Below are 14,540 nucleotides of genomic sequence, written 5' to 3' on the forward strand. Positions count from 1 at the left end.
AGGAGAGCGGGCCATGACGTTCACCAGACTGCTCGACGCGGTAGCCGACCAGCTTCCGGCGCCCGGCGGAGACCGGATCGCGGTGAGTTTCGACGGCCTCGAACGGCTGACCTACCCGGAGCTGCGGGACAAATCGCTGCGCTACGCGACGGCGTTGCGGGAACTCGGTCTCGGCAAGGGCGACCGGCTCGGCCTGATGCTCTTCAACGACTCCGAGTACCTGCCGCTGTGCTTCGCCGCGATGCGCCTCGGCGTGGTCGCGGTCCGGCTCAACTTCCGGCTCGCGCCGGCCGAGCTGAAGTTCATCCTCTCCGATTCGGGCAGCAAAGCGGCGATCGTGCACAGCAGCCTGCTCGACCGGATCGAACCGATGCGCGCGGAGACCGGGGTCGAGACGTTCATCGTCCGCCCGGATTCCGCCGATCCGATCCCGGAATGGGCGCTTCCGTTCGATGTGCTGCTCGGTCGCGAACCGCTGGCCGACGCGCCGGAGGTGACCGACGCGGACCCGATGTCACTGCTCTACACCTCGGGCACCACGGGCTTGCCCAAAGGCGCGGTGTGGACGCACGCCAACACGGTCAGCACCGCCGTCGCGCAGGCGCTGCGCTGGCGGTTCTCGCCGGAGACCGTCGCGCTGGTGCCGGGCCCGCTCTACCACGCGGGCGGCTTCGAGGCGGTGACCGCACCGGCGTTCCTGGTGCACGGCACCGTCGTGTGCCTGCGGTCCGGGAACTTCACCGTCGACCGGCTGCTCGAGGTCCTCGAAACCGAGGAGGTGACCGACTGCCTGCTGTTCTCCTTCATGCTGCACGACCTCCTGCGCGTGGACGGCATCGAAGACCGGCTGCCGAAATCGGTCACGCATTTCATCATCGGCGGCGACACGATGATGCCGTGGGTGGTCGAGGAAGTGCGGCGGAAGCTTCCGTGGGTGCGGCTTACCCAGGTCTACGGCCTCACCGAGGGCGGCGCGATCGCGACGACGCTGGACGACGGGGACTTCGACGCCCAGCCGAAAAGCGTCGGCCGTCCGGTGCCGCTGACCGAAGTCCGGGTCGCCGGTCTGGGACTCGAACCGGCCCCTCCCGGCGAGGTCGGCGAGATCCTGGTCCGCGGGCCTTCGGTGTGCGGCGGGTACTGGAACCGCCCGGACGCGAACCGGGACACCTTTGTGGACGGTTGGTGCCGCACCGGGGATCTCGGCTTCGTCAACCCGGACGGTTTCCTCGTGCTCGCCGGCCGGGCGAAGGACATGATCCGCAGCGGCGGGGAGAACGTGTACCCGGCCGAGATCGAGCGGGTGCTGACGCAGCATCCGGCGGTGCTGGACGCGGCCGTCGTCGCGGTGCCGGATCCGAAGTATCTCGAAGCCGGCTGCGCGGTCCTGGTGCTCGCCGAGGGAACGAAACTCGACGACGCGGAGTTGCGGGCGTACTGCCGGGAGAATCTGGCGTCCTACAAAGTGCCCCGGTATTTCGTCGCGCAGCCGGAATTGCCGCGCAACGCGTCCGGGAAGATCCTCAAGTTCAAGCTGCGCGAAAAGTACGGAAAGCTCGGCACCCCCACGGATTCCGGCGTGACGCGACCGGGAGAGGACGGCACGCGATGAACCACCCGGTCCGGCGGCGCAAGCCCGAACTGGCGCTGGTGACAGGTGCGGCGGGCGGCGTCGGCTCGGCCACCGCGCGGCGGCTGGTCGAGGACGGCGCGAAAGTCGCTCTCACCGACCTGAACGCCGAACGGCTCAAGGAACTCGCCCACGAACTCGGCGCGGTCGCCCTGCCCGCCGACGGCACCGACCGCGCGGCGATCCACGACGTGGTCGAGCAGGCCGTCGCCCAGCTGGGCGGCCTCGACACCGTGATCGCCGCCCAGGGCGCGGCGGTGTCGGGCACCGCGCGGCCCGCGCACGTGGAGGCGTACCAGCGTGCGCTGGACGTGAACCTGCACGGTTCGTATTACCTGGCCGGGGAAGTGCTGCCGCATCTGGTGGAGCGGCAGGGCTCGCTGGTGCTGTTCGCGTCGACCGCCGGGTTGATCGCCGGTCCGCCCGGGACCGTCGGGTACACCGCGGCCAAGGCGGGAATCATCGGCATCACCCGCTGGCTCGCTCGGGACTACGGGCCGAAGGGCGTCCGGGTGAACGCGGTCTGCCCGGGCTGGGTCCGCACCCCGCTCGGCGAGGGCGCGATGGCCTACCTGGCCAAGCGCGAGGGCATCACGCTCGACGAGGCGTACGCGCTGACGACGAAGCACGTGCCGCTGCGCCGTGCCGCGGAACCGGAGGAGATCGCGTCGGTGTGCGCCTTCCTCGCCTCCGGCGACGCTTCGATGGTCACTGGCCACGTCCTGGTCGCGGACGGCGGCGGCGCGGCGGTGGATTCGTCCACTTTGGTCTTCGACGAGCCGTGAACCAGGTCGCGGGCGAGGGAGGGGACTGCCAGCACCTCCCACCGCCGCCCGCGGGCGCTTAGCGTACGGAGGGGAACTGCCCCGCGTTTCGTCCCGAAGGAGCTCGCCATGCCGCTCGACCCCGAAACCCGCGACCGGATCGGCACCGCTTCGGAGATTCACATCAGCAGCTACCGTCGCGACGGTTCACTCCGGCGGTGGACCCCGATCTGGGTGGTTCAGGTCGGCGACGATCTCTACGTCCGCTCGGCGTACGGCACCGAGGGCGGCTGGTACCGCTGGGCGACCGCCGAGCAGCTCGCCCGGGTGCGTGTGGACGGCTTCGAGACCGACGTGGCTCTGCGCCCAGCCTCGGATGCCGACACGAACGCCGCCGTCGACGCCGCGTATACAGAGAAGTACCGCAGCCAGCCGAGCGCCCTGGCACCGATGGTCGCGGAGACCGCCGCCGCCACGACGACCCGGCTGGAGCCAGCACCCGCCTGACTCATTCGACCCAGGTCACCACTTCGTCCAGCCCGGCCCGGGCGGTGCGGTAGCTGTTCGTCGGATGGTCCTCGTCGGCGTAGCCGAACGAAATCCCGAGCAGGATCTTCCGGTCTTCCGGGATCTCGAAGTGCTTGCGGATCAACGTCGCGTGCCCGGCGAGCGCGGCCTGCGGGATCGCGCCCAGCCCCAGGCTCCGCGCCGCCAGCAGGAAAGTCCCCACATACAGTCCGCTGTCGACTGCGCCGTACAAGTCGTGCACTGCGTCGGTCGTGACGATCGCGACGTGCGGGGCGCCGAAGAAACGGAAGTTCTCGAACGCCTGCCGCGCGGACGCTTCCCGGTCGCCGCGTTCGATGCCGACGGCCTCGTACAACTGCCAGCCGCTCGCCCGGCGGCGCTCGCGGTACACCCCGCGGTACACCCCGCGGTACTCGGCGGGCGGGGCGAAATCGAACTCCGCCGGGTGGTCCCGCGCCCACTCTGTCATCGCCTCGCGGAAGCGCTCGGTACCGGTTCCGCTGGTGACGATCACCTGCCAGGGCTGGGTGTTGCACCAGGACGCGGTCCGCTGCGCGAGGGTCAACAGCCGTTCGATGACCGGCTTCGGCACCTGGCGGTCCTGGTAGGCGCGGCAGCTCCACCGGGTGGCGAGCAGGTCTTCGAGGGCTTCGTCGGGGGTCATGCCACAAGTATAAAATATATTTAGCGAGCCGTGAGGCTCAGTTTCGCAGCCAGTACGCCACCGCCTCCGCGCGGTTCGCCGCGTCGAGCTTGCGCAGGATGTGCGTGATGTGGGTCTTCACCGTGCCTTCGGAGATCGAGAGCTTCCGCGCGATGGCCCGGTTCGCGTCGCCGCGAGCCATCAGCTCGATCACCTCCACCTCGCGGGCCGACAGCAGCGGATGCCGCGGCAGGGCAGCAGGCTCGGGCGGCGGAGCGATGCGCACGTCGGCGGCGAGCCTGGTCATTCCTTCCTGCAGCGAAGCCAGTCCTTCGAGGACGGACACCCGGGCCAGTGTCTCGCTCACGCCCTCGGCGTAGAGGTTCAGCACGGCGCGGTCGGTGGCGTCGACTTCGCGGCGGGGCGAGTAGTAGCTGTCCGCGTGCAGCAGCCCGACGACTTTCCCGTACGCCTGCAACGGCGCGATGGCGTAGGACGTGCAGCCGGACATCGAGACGAGCTGCCGGTTCACGCGGGGGTTCTCCTGCACGTCGTACACCAGGCCCGCGCGCGCCTGCCGGACGACGTCGGATTCGACCAGCGAGCCGTCCAGCCGCGGCGGGGCTTCGCGTCCGGCGGCGAGCATTTCCTCGGCCAGCCGGGGATCCTGCTCGATCACCATCTTCCGCAGCACCCAGGTCGCATCGTCCACAGTGGAGACGAGCACGCGGTCGAACCCGAGCGTGCAGGCCTCCTCGGCGGCGCGGGAGAGGAGTTCCTCGGCGGTCGACGAGGTGTGCAGCCGGGTCAGCGCGCGGCGGACCCGGCGCATCGTCGAGACCCCGTCGGCGACCCTGGCATCGTCCACTCGGGACTCCAGCTCGCGGACCCTGGCCAGCAGTGCGGTGAGCCGGGGCAGGCGCTCCGGTCCGGGGGCCGCGCCGAGCTGCGCCATGGTGGCGTCCCAGACCTGTCCGAGCAGGCGTTTCGCCGGCAGCACCTCGGCGCAGCGGCCGACCGGCAGCAGCCGGTCGAGAACGGAACTCGCGTGCAGCCCCAGCTCGCGGACCTGATCGGCCAGATCCGCGCTCAGCCGGACGCTGTCGAGCCGCGGGAAACCTGTCGCGCTCATGGGCAGCCCCTCGGGAAAATTTCGCAGAGGAAATTTTGCACATTATATACCGGAGGTACCTGCCGGGCCACTCCTCGCATCGGCCGTTCGGGGTAGCGGAATACGACCGGCGGCAGATGCGGCGGCCGGGTGACGGCCGACACACTGGCCGCGCTGTCCCACCCATCGAACCGGGAATCCCATGACTACCGCAACAGTGGCAACGAAGCCACGCGTGTCCTTCCGGGCACGCCTCGGCGGCTTCGACCAGACCTACCTGGTCCTCGTCATCACGGTGCTGCTCGCCCTCGCGGCCGGGGCCACGACGACGAATTTCCTCACCGCAGGCAATTTCGGCAGCATCCTCAACCTGTCCGCCGCGTTCGGCATCCTCGCGATCGGCGAGGCGATCGTCATCCTCGGCAAGGGGCTGGACCTGTCGGTGGCCGGCATCGGGCTCGGCTGCGCGCAGGCGACGCTCGCGTTCATCAGCGAAGGCATGCCGGAATGGCAGGCGATCGCGCTGATGGCCGGTCTCGCGCTGGCGATCGGGCTGGTGAACGGCATTCTCGTCGCCGTCTTCGAGGTGCCGGCGCTGTTCGTGACGCTGGCGACCGGCATGCTGGCGATCGGCGGGATCGACATCCTCTTCCTCAGCCAGAACGTCTACGGGGTGCCCGCCGGGTCGTTCCTGTCGCAGCTGAGCGGCGGCGGGGTGCTCGGCGTGCCGAGGCCGGTGCTCATCGCCGGCGGCGCGTTCCTGCTCGCCTGGCTGTTCATCGCCTACACCTCGCCCGGGCGGCTGATCCGCGCGATGGGCGACAATTTCGAGACCGCCCGGTCGACCGGCGCGCCGGTGCGGCCGCTGCAGATCCTCACCTACGTGCTGTCCGCGCTGCTCGCCGCGGTGGCCGGTTTCGTGACGGTCTCGATCCAGGGCAGCGTGCAGACGACGGTGACGTCGTTCGACCCGATCCTGTTCACCGCGCTGACGGTGGTGGTGATCGGCGGGGTCTCGCTGTCCGGCGGGCGCGGCACGATCCTGGGCGTCCTCGCCGGAGCCCTGTTCGTCGGCGTGCTCAACAACCTGCTGGTGCTGCACGGGCTGAGCACCGCCGTGCAGGACCTCATCCGCGGCGCGGTGCTGGCGGCCGCGATCGCCTTCGACGCGTGGCTGCATCCGCGCAACGAGGAAACCGAGAAATCCGGGGAACTGTGACCGGCAACGACGCCGGGGAACGGAAGTAGAAGCGCATGAAGATCACCAGGAAGCTGTTGGTGCTGGCCGCCGCGGCGGCGCTGGCCGGGGCCGGCCTGTCCGCCTGCTCGGTCGGGGGCGGGTCCTCGGACTCGGCCGGCGCCGCGACGAACGCGGTGTTCAGCGGAAACGAGCAGTTGATGCCCATGCGGCAGAAGTCGCACGACGCGTTGAAGGGCAAGAAGATCGCCTTCGTCCCGATTCTCTACAAGGGCTACAAGCTCACCGAGAACTGGGGCACCACCATGCAGCGCACCTTCGAGAACCTGGGCGCGGACTTCCAGGTCTACGACTCGAACTTCAGCAGCGACCGGATGATCAGCACGATCAACGACCTCATCGCGCGCAAGGCCGCCGACGTGCTCGTGCTGCAGAACCAGGACCTCGGCCTGCTCGACAACGCGGTGGACCGCGCGCAGAAGGCCGGCATCTACACCGTCATGCTGAACATGCCCTCCACCCGGCTCGGCGACGCGTTCGTCGGCGTCGACGTCTACGGCGCGGCCCAGTCGATCGCCAAGCGCGCGGTCTCCGACTGCAACTCCCGCAACGCCCCCAAGACGATCTCCATCATCGACGGCCCCGGCAACGACCCGGCCTCGATCCTGTGGGACCAGGGCATCAAGGACGTCGTGGAGAAGGAGGGCTACAAGACCCTCGTCGCGCACTCGCAGTTCCAGAACGCGCAGGCGCAGGCGGCCGCGGAATCGGTGCTGCAACAGCAGCAGGGCAAGGTGTGCGGCTTCATGGTCACCTTCGACCTGAACTCGGTCACCGTCGGGCAGACCGTCAAGGCCGCCGAGGGCCGCGGCCAGGTGGCGCCGGGTTCGGTCGGCGTCTACACGCTCGACGCGGACAAGGACTGGTGCAACGCGCTCAAGCAGGGCGTGGTGACCGCTTCGGCCGCCTACGACGTGCAGGGCATCGGCGCCGCCGGCGCGGTGGCGGTGCAGAACCTGCTCACCAACGGGGTGAAGCCGGGTGCCTCGCATTCGGTCGCTTACGTGTCGAGCACGGTCGTGGACAAGTCGAACATCGACCAGACGACCATCGCCTGCTACCAGAGCAAGTGAGCGAGGACGAGTCCTGATGACAACGTCGTCTCCGAGGCGCCGCAGCGGTTTCCGTCCGCTGCGGCGCGGGCTGGACGCCTTCGGCATGACCGGCGGCCGGCCCTCGGAAAGAATCGCCCGCTACAGCACCGTCTCGGACCTGTTCGAGAAGCGGTGGATGGAAGGCGCGGTGCCGCTGGTGCTGGCGCTCGTGCTGTGCGTGTACGTGATCGCCACGACCAACGTCGGGCCCGCGAACGCGCCGCTGGTGCTCGACGAGGTGTCCGAGTACGGCCTGCTCGCGATCGGGCTGACCGTGGTGCTCGTCGGCGGCGGCATCGACCTGTCGGTCGGGTCGATCGTCGGATTCTGCGGGCTGGGCGCGATGGTCGCGGACCGGGTGTGGCTGTGGCCGACGGCCCTGGTGGTGCCCGCCGCGATCGTCGCGGGCGCGGTGCTCGGGGCGGTGAACGGGTTCCTCATCGCGATCCTGCGGATGCGCCCGTTCATCACCACCCTGGTCACGCTGATCGCCTTCGGCGGCGCGGCTTCGGTGCTGCAGAACGCGAACAGCACGCGCATCGGCGTCACGAAGCCGTCGCTGGTGTGGGATTTCTTCAACGACGGCCGGATCCTGGGCATCCCGACCGCGTGGTTCCTGTTCGCGGTGGTGCTGATCGTGGTGCATCTGGCGCTCACGCGGTCCCGCTGGGGCTGGTGGGTCACCGCGACCGGCTCGGACCGGCGGTCGGCGCGGCGCAACGGCATCCCGGTCACCGCCGTGACCTTCTGGACCTACGTGCTGTCCGGCGCGCTCTCCGGAACGGCGGCGATCCTCACCTCGGCGCGGCTGGCCCGGACTGACCCGAACGTCGGCAACAGCTGGGAGATCATCGCGCTGACCGCGGTGGTGCTCGGCGGCGTCAGCATCAAGGGCGGCCGAGGTTCGGTGCTGCGCGCGGCGGTCGGCGTGGCGGTGGTGACGATCATCGAGCAGGCGACCGTCTCGGACGGCGCGCAGGGCTCGTACTACACCGTCATCCTCGCCGCGGTGCTGCTCGTGTTCACCGTGCTGGACCTCAAATGGGGCAAGTACCGGCAGCGTGCGGTGGAGAAGCTGAAGATCGACCCGGCGAGGTTGCGGCTCGGTCCGCTGGTCGACGTCACGAAGCCGGGCACGGTCTGGTCGCTCAACCGCAGGCTCACCGACGCGCCTCCGGTCGGGCTCGGCAAGATCCGCGGCGCGGAGGACTGCGCAGTGGACGCCGAGGGCAACGTGTACTGCGGCGATCAGCGCGGCTGGGTGTGGCGCTTCCGCGGACTCGACGACACCGAGGGCGAGATCTTCTCGCGCACCGGCGGATTCCCGTGTGGACACGCGTGGGACGCCGAAGGACGGCTGGTCGTCGCGGTCGGCGGCATGGGCATCTACCGCATCGGCGCCGACGGCGAGCCCGAACTGGTGGCGAACAAGGTCAAGCGCAGCCCGCTGTCGCTGATCGACGATTCGGGCCTGCGGGCGATCGACGACCTGGACATCGCGCCGGACGGCTCGATCTACGCCTCGGACTTCTCCACCCGCACGAACACCGCGGACTTCCTGCTGGAGCTGGTGGAATTCCGGCCCAACGGCCGGGTGATCCGGGTGACGCCCGACGGCAAGACCGAGGTCGTGGTGTCGAACTACGTGTTCCCGAACGGCATCTGCACCGCGCACGACGGCGAGTCGATCCTGATCGCCAGCACCGGGCTGTGCCGGGTGGACCGGCTCTGGATCGCCGGGGCGAAGAAGGGGCAGCTGGAACCGGTGCTGGAGAACCTGCCCGGTTATCCGGACAACATCAACCGGTCCTCCGACGGCAATTACTGGATGCCGTTGTGCGCGATGCGGACGCAGATGTCCGACCTGCTCGGCCGGTACCCGGCGGTGCGGCGGCGGATGACCCGCGAGGCGTCGGTGGACAACTGGGTCGTGCCGCAGCTGAACACGTCGTGCGCGATCAAGTTCAGCGACCGCGGCGAGATCCTCGCCGTGCTGTGGGACGAGACGATGGAGAACTACCCGATGGTGACCGCGGTGAAGGAACGCGACGGGCACCTGTACCTGTGCGGCGTCAGCAACAACCGGATCGGCCGGCTGGAGCTGGACCCGAGCGAGGTCGGCGACATCGACCCGGCCGCCGTGCCGGGGACCGCCGGGGTGCGCAAGGCCGCGGAGGCGTTGCGATGAGCCCGGTGCTGGACACGGTGAAGGAGTGGATCAACCCGAACTGGGGTCGCGCGCGGACGGTGCCGCCGATGGACACCGGACTGCGGCCGAACCTCCGCCTCGACGGAGCGACGGAACTGCTGCCCGCGGGCGAGTACGAGCCGGACGACGTGGTGGCGACCGCCGCAGGGCTGGTCTTCAGCAGCGGCAACGACGTCTACTCGGTGCGCGGCGGCGAGGTGACGCGGCTGGCCTCGCTCGGCAGTCCGGTGACGGCGCTGACCGCACGGGACGAGCAGGTCGTCGCGGCGGTCGAAGGACGGGGCCTGGTTTCCGTGTCGGAGTCCGGCGAAACCGAGGACTTGTGCACGGACGCGCCGGTCACCACATGCGTCACGGCGCTCGCGACGGACGGCTCAGCACTGCTGGCGACTGTCGGTTCGACGAAGGTGGCGGAGTGGCCGCGGGCGCTCGTCACCGGCGACCGGTCCGGGCTGCTCGTGCGGGTGCACGGCGCGCAGGCCGAGGTGGTCTCGGAACACCTCGCGTGGCCGTCCGGGGTCGGGGTCGCCGCCGGTGAAGTGCTGCTCTCGCTGAGCCTGGACCACCGGATCGAAGCACGGTCCGCGCCGGGCAAGCGAGGCCGGGTGCTGAGCGCGAACCTGCCCGTCTATCCGGGACGGGTGCACGTGCGCGAGGACGGCTGGTGGTTCGCCGCGCCCTACATCCGCAACCGGGTCACCGAGCTGCTGCTCGACGAGCCCGCGCTGCTGGCCGAGATGACGGAGAAGATCAGCCCGGGCGAATGGTTCGTGCCGCGGCTGCGCGCGGGCGACCCGTTCACCGACACGATGCAGATGGGCCAGCTGCGCGTGCTCGGCGTGGTCAAGAGCTGGGCGCCGGCCCGGTCGTGCGGGCTGGTGTTCCGGATGGACCCGACCGGACGCGTCGCCGAGAGCGCGCACGCCCGGGTCGACAGCCCGCGGCACGGGGTCACGGGCCTGACTGTCCACAACGGACACGTGGTCGCGGCCGCGCGCGGCGGCCGGAACCTGCTGCGGCTGGAGGACGCATGAGCACAGAAGACCCGGTGCTGCGGCTGACGAACATCAGCAAGCGCTACAGCGGAACGTACGCGCTCGACGGCGTCGACTTCGACGTGCGGCCGGGCGAGATCCACGCACTCCTCGGCGAGAACGGCGCCGGGAAGTCCACCATGGTCAAGATCGTCTCCGGCGCGGTCGCGCACGATTCGGGCACGCTGGAGGTCGACGGGGTCGCGCGGGCGTTCACCACGCCGCGCGAATCGGTCGAGGCCGGCGTGGCGATGGTGTACCAGGAAGGCTCGCTGGTCGAGTCGATGACCGTCGCGCAGAACCTGTTCATGGGCGACGAGAAGGTGTTCAACAACCTCGGGCACCTGAACGTGGTCGCGCGAGAGCTGCTGGAATCGCACAACTTCCACATCCGCCCGGACGTCGCGGCGGGCGCGCTCGGCGTCGGCCAGAAGCAGATGGTGGAGATCGCCCGCGCGGTGCACCGCAACGCGAAGCTGGTGATCCTCGACGAGCCGACGTCTTCGGTGACCCCGGAGGAACGGCTTCAGCTGTTCCTGTCGATGCAGCAGCTGAAAAAGCGCGGCATCGGCGTCATTTTCATCACGCACATGCTGGACGAGGCGTTCGAGCAGGCCGACCGGATCACCGTGCTGCGCGACGGCGTGGTCCAGGGGACGCTGGCGAGGCCGGAGTTCAGCCGCGACCGCGTGGTGAAGATGATGGTCGGCCGCACCGTCGAGATGGGACGGGTCGAGCCGAACCGCGCGCCCGAGCCGACGCCCACGCTGCAGGTCGAGGACGTGACGCTGCTGCCGGTGGTGCGCAACATGGCGTTTTCCGCCTACGCCGGGGAAATCGTCGGCATCTACGGCCTGGTCGGCGCGGGGCGCAGCGAGACCGCGATGATCGTCAGCGGGATCATGAAACGTCGCAGGCTGCGCGGCGGACGGGTGCGGCTCAACGGGGAGCCGGTGCGGTTCCGCACGCCCCGGCAAGCCCGCAAGGCCGGGATCGTCTACATCACCGAAGATCGCAAGGCCTCCGGCTTCTTCAGCCATCTCACGATTGCCGACAACATCTACCTCGGGCACCTCTGCGGCGCGCGCCGGCTGCCGTTCCTGTTCCGGCCCGGTGCGCGCACCTCGATCGCGAAACGGTTCGTCGAGCAGTTCCACGTCCGGACGCTGCAGCCGACCAAGGCGACCGTCGAGGAGCTGAGCGGCGGGAACCAGCAGAAGATCGTGCTGGCCAAGGGCCTGACCCGGAAGCCGCTCGTGGCGATCATCGACGAGCCCACCCGGGGCGTGGACCTCGGCACGATTCCCGAGATCCACGCGATGATCCGGGCGCTGGCCGACGACGGGGTCGCGGTCGTGGTCATTTCCTCGTACCTGCCGGAGATCCAGGCGCTCTCCGACCGCGTGCTGGTGGCGCGCGCGGGCAGCATCGCCGCGGAGTTCTCGCTGGAGGAAGCCGACGAGGAAAGCCTGATGTTCGCTGCGGTGCACTGATCCGAAAAGGACGGAAAATCTCATGCGCGGAGTCATTTTCAAGGGCGACCGGGTGCTCGAAATCCAGGAGTTCGCCGACCCCGAACCGGGGCCGGACGAGGTGGTGCTGGAGATGAAGGCGTCCGGCATGTGCGGCAGCGACCTGCACTTCTACCGGGCACCCGCCGGGCAGGCGCTGGCCGCGTTCGGCATGACCGGCGACGACGCCGGGTTCATCGGCGGGCACGAGCCCTGCGGCGTGGTGGCCGCGATCGGCACGGCCGTCGACCCGCGCGCGGTGCGGGTGGGGGACCGGATGATGGTCCACCACTACGACGGCTGCGGGTTCTGCGACCTGTGCCGCACCGGCTGGCCGCAGATGTGCGAGCGGGGCAACGTCATCTACGGCGCGACCGCGCACGGCGGCCACGCGGACTACCTCAAGGTGCCCGCGCGGACCCTTGTGCCGTTGCCGGACGAGCTGAGTTTCGCCGCGGGAGCCGCGATCTCGTGCGGCACCGGCACCGCGTACGGCGCGCTGACCCGGCTCCAGGTCAACGCGCGCGACACTCTGGCGGTGTTCGGCCAAGGCCCGGTCGGCCAGGCAGCGGTGCAGCTCGCCGCTGCGATGGGTGCGGAGGTCATCGCGGTGGACATCGCCGCGGAGCGCGTAGCTCGGGCGAAGGAATTCGGTGCGGCGCACGCGCTCGACTCGACGTCGGTCGATCCGGTCGAGGCAATCCGGGAGCTGACCGGTGGCAAGGGCGTGACCAAGGCGCTCGACTGCTCGGGCGCTCCGCCCGCCCGGGCCGCAGCCGTGAAGTCCGCCGCGAAGTGGGGCTCGGTCGCGTTCGTCGGCGAGGGTTCGACGGTGACCCTGGACGTCAGTCCGGACCTGATCCGCAAGCAGTTGACGGTGGTGGGTTCGTACACGTTCTCGCCGGTCGGCCAGGCGGACTGCGCCCGGTTCATCGCCCGGCACGGCGTCGAGGCGGACCGGGTCTTCACCGACCGCTGGCGGCTGGACGACGCGGTCGAGGCCTACACCGCGTTCGACAAGCAGACCGGCGGCAAAGCGGTCATCGAGTTCTGAGCCCTGGCGACGAAGAGCGCAGCCGCCTGCGCTTTTCGTCGCTTCAGCGCGGGTCAGGCCTGACTGTCTCCACCTCGGCCGGGCCGACGGCCGCCAGAATTGGCTGCGCGTCCTTGGCCAGCGAGACCACTCGGTCGGTGGCACCAGACAGCGTCCGGTAGCCCTCGCTCGCGTACAGCGCGAGATTCCCGCTGCTGGCGGCTCCGGTGGAGAGCGCGAAGCGGAGGACCTCCGGCCCCGCTGCGGCCTCCGCGAGCTGCAGCAGCCGTCGGCCGAGGCCCTGTCCGCGGAGGTCGGGAGCGACGGCGAGCCGCCCGATGTGCCAGTCGGCACCGGTCTGCCGCGCCCGGACCATGCCCAGCAGACGGCCGTCCCGCCACAGGCCCCAGGCCCGCCAGGCGGCGAGCCACTCCCGCACCTCGGCCACCGACTCGCGCAGAGCCGGCAAGTCCAAGGTGTCGTTGGCCAGCGCCTCGTCGACCCAACAGCAGCGCTGCAGAACTGCCACCTCAGGCGCGTCGTCGGCGGTCAACTGCCGCACGTACGCTCCGGGCAGCGAGATCAGCGGCGTGCTGTCCGCGCGTGCGCGCTCGCGCATCGGCCGCAGAGCGTGCGCGACCCGGACCAGTTCCTCCAGCATGCCGGTGGCCGCACTGACGCGCGCGGCATCAGGCAGGACGCGCCCCTGTTCGGTCGCGTCCGCGATCCGGATCGCGACCGTGGCGCCCAGCGGCACCAGGCGCAGCGTGGTCACCACTTGCTTGGCGTGCTGGACCGCTCGGGTGCCCGCCGAGGTGTTGCCGTAGCTGACGAAGCCCATCGGCTTCCACGCCCACTCGCGGCCCAGGTAGTCGAGGGCGTTCTTGAGGGTCGCGGGCATGCCGTAGTTGTATTCCGGCGTCACCACGATGAAGCCGTCCGCCGCGTCCGCGAGTTCGCTCCACCGCCGGGTGTGCTCCTGGCGGTAGACGCCCGAGGACGGGTGTTCTTCCTCGTCGAGGAACGGCAGTTCGAGGTCGGCGAGAGACACCGGCACGAGTTCGGCCCCGAGCTCCCGGGCACGCGGGCCGATCGCCTCGGCCAGCCACGCTCCGACGGCCGGGCCGAGGGCTCCGGGACGGGTGCTGCACACCAGGACCAGGACGCGCACCATTTTCGTTGACATGGAAACGAACGGTAGCGACTAGACTGTTTCCATGTCAACGAAAGCGCCGGACGACGCGGTCCGCTGGCTGACCCCAGAGGAGGAGCGCGCCTGGCGGGCGTTCCGCCGCCTGACGACCGCGGTCCAGGCCGGGACGGCGCGCGACCTGGCCGAGCTCGGGCTGTCCGAACCCGACTACGAGGTGCTGAGCACGCTGTCGGAGCGGCCCGAGCGGACCAGCACCCTGCGCGACCAGGCCGCCAAGATGGCCTGGTCGCGCAGCCGCCTGTCCCGGCACGCCACCCGCATGGAAACGCGCGGTCTCGTCCGGCGGGCGCCCGATCCGAGCGACGGCAGAGGCTGCCTGCTCATCCTCACCGACCTCGGCTTGGACACTCTGCGACAAGCCGCCCCTGCCCATCTCGAGTCGGTGCGACGGCACTTCCTCGACCGGCTCGCGGCCGAGGATCTCGCCGCGCTCGTGCGGATCGCCGCGAAGGTGGAGCACCTTCCGGTGTCAGAAGACCTGGCGGAATCCTGAGCCCGGCCAGCTTCTCCGC

General features: G+C 70.0%; 13 protein-coding genes. 10 read left to right on the forward strand and 3 right to left on the reverse strand.

Annotated features, from left to right (window positions below; translation table 11 throughout):
- Window positions 1-13: 13 nt before the first annotated feature.
- The 3 genes from ATK30_RS40695 to ATK30_RS40705 all read left to right on the forward strand — a co-directional run bounded on the left by ATK30_RS40695 (window position 14) and on the right by ATK30_RS40705 (window position 2,901).
- A complete protein-coding gene (locus ATK30_RS40695; protein ID WP_101440010.1) occupies window positions 14-1,612 on the forward strand; it encodes a class I adenylate-forming enzyme family protein in 1,599 nt (532 codons plus the stop codon).
- Window positions 1,609-2,415, forward strand: coding sequence for an SDR family NAD(P)-dependent oxidoreductase (locus ATK30_RS40700; RefSeq protein ID WP_101440011.1), 807 nt, complete (start codon window positions 1,609-1,611; stop codon window positions 2,413-2,415). The genes ATK30_RS40695 and ATK30_RS40700 overlap by 4 nt, the downstream gene beginning before the upstream one ends.
- A gap of 108 nt (window positions 2,416-2,523) precedes the next feature.
- Window positions 2,524-2,901, forward strand: a complete 378-nt coding sequence (locus ATK30_RS40705) for a DUF2255 family protein (RefSeq protein WP_101440012.1) — start codon at window positions 2,524-2,526, stop codon at window positions 2,899-2,901.
- A 1-nt stretch (window position 2,902) separates the two neighbouring features.
- On the opposite strand, the gene ATK30_RS40710 is transcribed toward ATK30_RS40705, so the two are convergent.
- Both ATK30_RS40710 and ATK30_RS40715 read right to left on the reverse strand, forming a co-directional pair.
- Entirely contained in the window at window positions 2,903-3,586 is a 684-nt protein-coding gene (locus ATK30_RS40710) for a nitroreductase (RefSeq protein ID WP_101440013.1), read from the reverse strand.
- Between the two features lie 37 nt (window positions 3,587-3,623).
- Window positions 3,624-4,697, reverse strand: a complete 1,074-nt coding sequence (locus ATK30_RS40715; RefSeq protein ID WP_101440014.1) for a LuxR C-terminal-related transcriptional regulator — start codon at window positions 4,695-4,697, stop codon at window positions 3,624-3,626.
- A gap of 214 nt (window positions 4,698-4,911) precedes the next feature.
- Here ATK30_RS40715 and ATK30_RS40720 point away from each other — a divergent pair, with 214 nt between their 5' ends.
- Genes ATK30_RS40720 through ATK30_RS40745 form a run of 6 tightly spaced genes read left to right on the forward strand, consistent with a single transcriptional unit; the run spans window position 4,912 to window position 12,836 of the window.
- The gene (locus ATK30_RS40720) at window positions 4,912-5,895 is read left to right on the forward strand and encodes an ABC transporter permease (protein ID WP_158242573.1); all 984 of its coding nucleotides are present in this window, start codon (window positions 4,912-4,914) and stop codon (window positions 5,893-5,895) included.
- A gap of 35 nt (window positions 5,896-5,930) precedes the next feature.
- Window positions 5,931-7,007, forward strand: a complete 1,077-nt coding sequence (locus ATK30_RS40725) for a sugar ABC transporter substrate-binding protein (protein ID WP_101440016.1) — start codon at window positions 5,931-5,933, stop codon at window positions 7,005-7,007.
- Window positions 7,008-7,023: 16 nt separating this feature from the next.
- On the forward strand, window positions 7,024-9,216 hold the full coding sequence (locus ATK30_RS40730) for an ABC transporter permease (RefSeq protein WP_101440017.1): 2,193 nt from the start codon (window positions 7,024-7,026) through the stop codon (window positions 9,214-9,216).
- Window positions 9,213-10,271, forward strand: a complete 1,059-nt coding sequence (locus tag ATK30_RS40735) for a hypothetical protein (RefSeq protein ID WP_101440018.1) — start codon at window positions 9,213-9,215, stop codon at window positions 10,269-10,271. Before ATK30_RS40730 ends, ATK30_RS40735 begins: the two co-directional genes overlap by 4 nt.
- Window positions 10,268-11,764, forward strand: coding sequence for a sugar ABC transporter ATP-binding protein (locus ATK30_RS40740; RefSeq protein WP_101440019.1), 1,497 nt, complete (start codon window positions 10,268-10,270; stop codon window positions 11,762-11,764). Before ATK30_RS40735 ends, ATK30_RS40740 begins: the two co-directional genes overlap by 4 nt.
- Window positions 11,765-11,786: 22 nt before the next feature.
- Complete coding sequence (locus tag ATK30_RS40745) at window positions 11,787-12,836, forward strand: zinc-dependent alcohol dehydrogenase family protein (protein WP_101440020.1); 1,050 nt, start codon at window positions 11,787-11,789, stop codon at window positions 12,834-12,836.
- Between the two features lie 43 nt (window positions 12,837-12,879).
- Here ATK30_RS40745 and ATK30_RS40750 read toward each other — a convergent pair whose 3' ends face one another.
- The gene (locus tag ATK30_RS40750; RefSeq protein WP_101440021.1) at window positions 12,880-14,001 is read right to left on the reverse strand and encodes a GNAT family N-acetyltransferase; all 1,122 of its coding nucleotides are present in this window, start codon (window positions 13,999-14,001) and stop codon (window positions 12,880-12,882) included.
- Window positions 14,002-14,032: 31 nt separating this feature from the next.
- On the opposite strand from ATK30_RS40750, the gene ATK30_RS40755 reads away from it, so the two are divergent.
- Window positions 14,033-14,521 carry a MarR family winged helix-turn-helix transcriptional regulator gene (locus ATK30_RS40755; RefSeq protein WP_101440022.1) on the forward strand — a complete coding sequence of 163 codons (489 nt, stop codon included), beginning with the start codon at window positions 14,033-14,035 and terminating at the stop codon, window positions 14,519-14,521.
- Window positions 14,522-14,540: the final 19 nt, after the last annotated feature.

The organism is Amycolatopsis echigonensis (genome assembly GCF_002846615.1).
Classification (GTDB): domain Bacteria; phylum Actinomycetota; class Actinomycetes; order Mycobacteriales; family Pseudonocardiaceae; genus Amycolatopsis; species Amycolatopsis echigonensis.

Bases quoted from the DNA above. Each gene is read 5' to 3' on its own strand.
- ATK30_RS40750 (WP_101440021.1), bottom strand. From the start codon at position 14,001: ATGTCAACGAAAATGGTGCGCGTCCTGGTCCTGGTGTGCAGCACCCGT.
- ATK30_RS40745 (WP_101440020.1), top strand. From the start codon at position 11,787: ATGCGCGGAGTCATTTTCAAGGGCGACCGGGTGCTCGAAATCCAGGAG.
- ATK30_RS40735 (WP_101440018.1), top strand. From the start codon at position 9,213: ATGAGCCCGGTGCTGGACACGGTGAAGGAGTGGATCAACCCGAACTGG.
- ATK30_RS40730 (WP_101440017.1), top strand. From the start codon at position 7,024: ATGACAACGTCGTCTCCGAGGCGCCGCAGCGGTTTCCGTCCGCTGCGG.
- ATK30_RS40715 (WP_101440014.1), bottom strand. From the start codon at position 4,697: ATGAGCGCGACAGGTTTCCCGCGGCTCGACAGCGTCCGGCTGAGCGCG.
- ATK30_RS40725 (WP_101440016.1), top strand. From the start codon at position 5,931: ATGAAGATCACCAGGAAGCTGTTGGTGCTGGCCGCCGCGGCGGCGCTG.
- ATK30_RS40700 (WP_101440011.1), top strand. From the start codon at position 1,609: ATGAACCACCCGGTCCGGCGGCGCAAGCCCGAACTGGCGCTGGTGACA.
- ATK30_RS40710 (WP_101440013.1), bottom strand. From the start codon at position 3,586: ATGACCCCCGACGAAGCCCTCGAAGACCTGCTCGCCACCCGGTGGAGC.
- ATK30_RS40695 (WP_101440010.1), top strand. From the start codon at position 14: ATGACGTTCACCAGACTGCTCGACGCGGTAGCCGACCAGCTTCCGGCG.
- ATK30_RS40755 (WP_101440022.1), top strand. From the start codon at position 14,033: ATGTCAACGAAAGCGCCGGACGACGCGGTCCGCTGGCTGACCCCAGAG.
- ATK30_RS40705 (WP_101440012.1), top strand. From the start codon at position 2,524: ATGCCGCTCGACCCCGAAACCCGCGACCGGATCGGCACCGCTTCGGAG.
- ATK30_RS40740 (WP_101440019.1), top strand. From the start codon at position 10,268: ATGAGCACAGAAGACCCGGTGCTGCGGCTGACGAACATCAGCAAGCGC.